The organism is uncultured Thiodictyon sp., assembly GCF_903828115.1.
In the GTDB taxonomy this organism is placed as follows: Bacteria; Pseudomonadota; Gammaproteobacteria; order Chromatiales; family Chromatiaceae; genus Thiodictyon.
This window is the reverse complement of record NZ_CAIKKU010000346.1, coordinates 1-3335: the sequence shown is the minus strand read 5'-3', so window position 1 is coordinate 3335 and position 3335 is coordinate 1. Positions and strand designations below refer to the sequence as shown.

Below are 3335 nucleotides of genomic sequence, written 5' to 3'. Positions count from 1 at the left end.
TTTTACCACAACGACAACGACAACGACAACGACAACGACAACGTACCCGGGATCTCGGTTACCACATCAGTTCTGATCGCACCCCGGTGCACGCGCAGTCTGTTCTTCTCCGGGGCCGGAAACTATACTCACAGGCTTTACCAGTTCTGACCCCCAGCGGAGTACCCCATGAAGAAGGTCGAAGCGATTATCAAGCCATTTAAGCTCGACGACGTCCGGGAGGCCCTGTCGGCCACCGGCATCACCGGCATGACCGCCATCGAGGTCAAGGGCTTCGGGCGGCAGAAGGGCCACACCGAGCTCTACCGCGGGGCCGAATATGTCGTGGATTTCCTGCCCAAGGTGAAGGTGGAACTGGTGGTGGCGGACGAGAATCTGGACGCCTGCATCAACGCCATCACGGCCGCCGCGCGCACCGGCAAGATCGGCGACGGCAAGATCTTCGTCTCCGAGGTGACGCGGGTGGTACGCATCCGCACCGGCGAGGAGAACGAGGCCGCGGTCTGAGGCGGCCCCGAGCGACAGGTTGCCCCCGGGTACGTTGTCGTTGTCGTAATCGAATAATCCGACAACGACAACGACAACGACAACAAAGCCCGGTCCCCGCGCGCCGGCTAGTTCTTGTCGAGTTCGATATAGTCCCAGAGTTTGCGGGTTACACCGAGCTCGGAGGGGGCCGGGTCGTTGGAGATAAAGCGCCCGGCCTTGCGATTGACGTCCAGCACCCGCTGGGCGTCGGCGGCCAGTTTTTCCTCTCCCAGCGCCTTGTAGGCAGCGACCAAGACCTCGAGCGCGCCCTTCACCGCACTGGTGCGCTGGAAGTGCTCGATGACAAAGTTGGCGCGGTTGGCCGCCGCCACGTAGGCCTGGCGTTTCATGTAGTAGCGGGCCACGTTGACCTCGTTCTGAGCCAGGTTATTGCGCAGATAGACCATGCGCTGGCGGGCATCGGGGGTGTACTTGCTGTCGGGGAAGCGCTTGATCAGCTCGGAAAAATCGGCAAAGGCATCGAGCGCGGCGCCGGGGTCGCGCTGGGACGGGTCGGTGGGGATGTAGCGGTCCAGGAAGCCGACGCTGCGGTTGTAGTTGATGATCCCTTTAAGAAAATAAGCGTAATCAACGAATGGATTTTGGGGGTAGAGCTTGATGAAGCGGTCGGCGGCGGCGATCGCGGCCTCCGGTTCCTCGGCCTTGTAGTTAGCATAGGCGACGTCGAGCTGGGCCTGCATGGCGTAGCGGCCGAAGGGGTAGCGGGCCTCGAGCTTCTCGTACAACTCGATGGCCTTCTTGTAGCCGCCCGAATCCATCTCGGAGGCGGCCTCGGCGTAGAGCTTGGACGCATTCCAGCCCTCGGTCTCGTCGAACTCCTTGCCCTTGAACGCGGAGCAGGCGCAGATCGAGGTCCCGATCAGCAATGCAATCAGCAGCAGCGTGGCCAGTCGTGTTAGGGTGCGTCGCATGTCAGGTGTTTACCAGTCTCTAAACATGGCGAGTATACCCGATGGGGCCGGGTCTGGTCCCGGCGGCGGTCGCGCTCCCCGGGGGCTCGCGGGATGAGTGCCGGCCCGGTGTCGCGGGTCCGGCGCACCCTGCGGGTGGAGTCCGCGAGCGCCGGCCGGCGTCTGGATCAGGCCCTGGCCCAGGCCTGGCCCGAGTTCTCGCGCGGCTGTATCCAACAGTGGATCGCGGCCGGGCAGGTGTTGGTGGACGGTGCCCCGCGCCGCTGCCGGGACCGGGTCTGGGGCCATGAGGCGGTCGCGCTCGACGCCGAACTGGTGGCCGTCGGGCGCGACTCACCGCAGGCGATCCCGCTCGCGGTGGTCTACGAGGACGCCACGCTGCTGGTGATCGACAAGCCCGCGGGGCTCGTGGTCCATCCGGCCGCCGGCAACCCGGACGGCACCCTGCTCAACGCCCTGCTGCACCATGCGCCCGGGCTCGCCGCCGTGCCGCGGGCGGGCATCGTGCACCGCCTGGACAAGGACACCAGCGGCCTGCTGGTGGTGGCCAAGACCCTGCAGGCCCACTGCTCACTGGTGGCCCAGCTCAAGGAGCGCACCGTGCACCGGGAGTATCGGGCACTGGTGGTCGGGGAACTGGCGGGCGGCGGGTCGGTGGCGGCCCCCATCGGGCGGCACCCGACCCAGCGCACCCGCATGGCGGTGGTCCCGGACGGGCGTGCGGCGCTCACCCGCTACCGGGTGCTGGAGCGCTATCCGGGCCACTGTTTGCTGGGGGTGGAATTGGCGACCGGGCGTACCCACCAGATTCGGGTGCACTTGGCCCATGTGCGTCACCCCCTGGTCGGTGACCCGGTCTACGGGGTGCGACCGCGTCCGCCCAAGGGGAGCGACCCGGCCCTGGTTGCGGCCATCCAGGGCTTCGCGCGCCAGGCCCTGCACGCCGTGCGCCTGGGGCTCGAGCACCCCGAGACTGGTCGGTCGATGGCCTGGGAGGTGCCGCCGGCGGCCGATCTCGAGTCGCTGCTCGAACTCTTCCGACGGGAGGCGGCGCGTGGAACTGATCCGACCTGAGTGGCCGGCCCCCCCGTGGGTGCACGCCGGTTCGACCACCCGCGGCGGCGGGGTCAGCACCGGGGTCTATGCCGGCCTGAATCTGGGCGACCATGTGGGGGACGAGCCGCGCCGGGTCGCACGCAACCGCGAGTTGCTGCGCGCCGCGCTGGATCTCCCGGCCGCGCCGCGGTGGCTGACCCAGGTCCACGGGTGCGCGGTGGCGCAGGGCGAGCGGGCGGTGCCGGGGCAGATCGCGGACGCGGCCATGACCCGGCGGCCCGCGGCGGTCTGTGCGGTGCTGACCGCGGACTGTCTGCCGCTCTTGATCTGTGACCGGCGGGGTCGCGCGGCGGCGGCGGTCCACGCGGGTTGGCGCGGTCTGGCCGCGGGGGTCATCGAACGGACCCTGGAGGCCCTGGGCGAGGCACCCGCCGACCTCCTGGTGTGGCTGGGCCCGGCGATCGGTCCCGCGGCCTTCGCGGTGGGACCGGAGGTCCGCGCCGCCTTCCTCGCGGCCGATCCGGGCGTCGCCCCCGCCTTCCGGCCCGGCGCGGGCGATCGCTGGCTCGCCGACCTCTACGCCCTGGCGCGCGCCCGGCTGGTGCGGGCGGGGGTGACGCGGGTGTTCGGTGGCGACCACTGCACCTGGTCCGATCCGGGGCGCTTTTTCTCCTTTCGTCGCGATGGCGTGACGGGGCGGATGGCGAGTCTGATCTGGTTGAGTGAGCCCGCGGATCAGGGCTGAGGAGCGGTTCAGTAATAAGTTAGGACAAGTTCATTAGGGAGTGCTTTTCGCGTCGTTGTCGTTGTCGTTGTCGT

At 68.3% G+C, this 3335-nt stretch carries 4 protein-coding genes; 3 read left to right on the top strand and 1 reads right to left on the bottom strand.

Annotation, left to right across the window (positions count from 1 at the left end; translation table 11 throughout):
- Window positions 1-168 precede the first annotated feature (168 nt).
- The gene (locus QZY48_RS12860; protein ID WP_100921258.1) at window positions 169-507 is read left to right on the top strand and encodes a P-II family nitrogen regulator; all 339 of its coding nucleotides are present in this window, start codon (window positions 169-171) and stop codon (window positions 505-507) included.
- A gap of 107 nt (window positions 508-614) precedes the next feature.
- Here QZY48_RS12860 and QZY48_RS12855 read toward each other — a convergent pair whose 3' ends face one another.
- Entirely contained in the window at window positions 615-1460 is an 846-nt protein-coding gene (locus tag QZY48_RS12855) for an outer membrane protein assembly factor BamD (protein WP_295431253.1), read from the bottom strand.
- Between the two features lie 93 nt (window positions 1461-1553).
- Here QZY48_RS12855 and rluD point away from each other — a divergent pair, with 93 nt between their 5' ends.
- The gene (rluD, locus tag QZY48_RS12850) at window positions 1554-2534 is read left to right on the top strand and encodes a 23S rRNA pseudouridine(1911/1915/1917) synthase RluD (protein WP_295431252.1); all 981 of its coding nucleotides are present in this window, start codon (window positions 1554-1556) and stop codon (window positions 2532-2534) included.
- The gene (gene pgeF / locus QZY48_RS12845; protein ID WP_295431251.1) at window positions 2515-3261 is read left to right on the top strand and encodes a peptidoglycan editing factor PgeF; all 747 of its coding nucleotides are present in this window, start codon (window positions 2515-2517) and stop codon (window positions 3259-3261) included. Before rluD ends, pgeF begins: the two co-directional genes overlap by 20 nt.
- The last annotated feature ends 74 nt before the right edge of the window (window positions 3262-3335 follow it).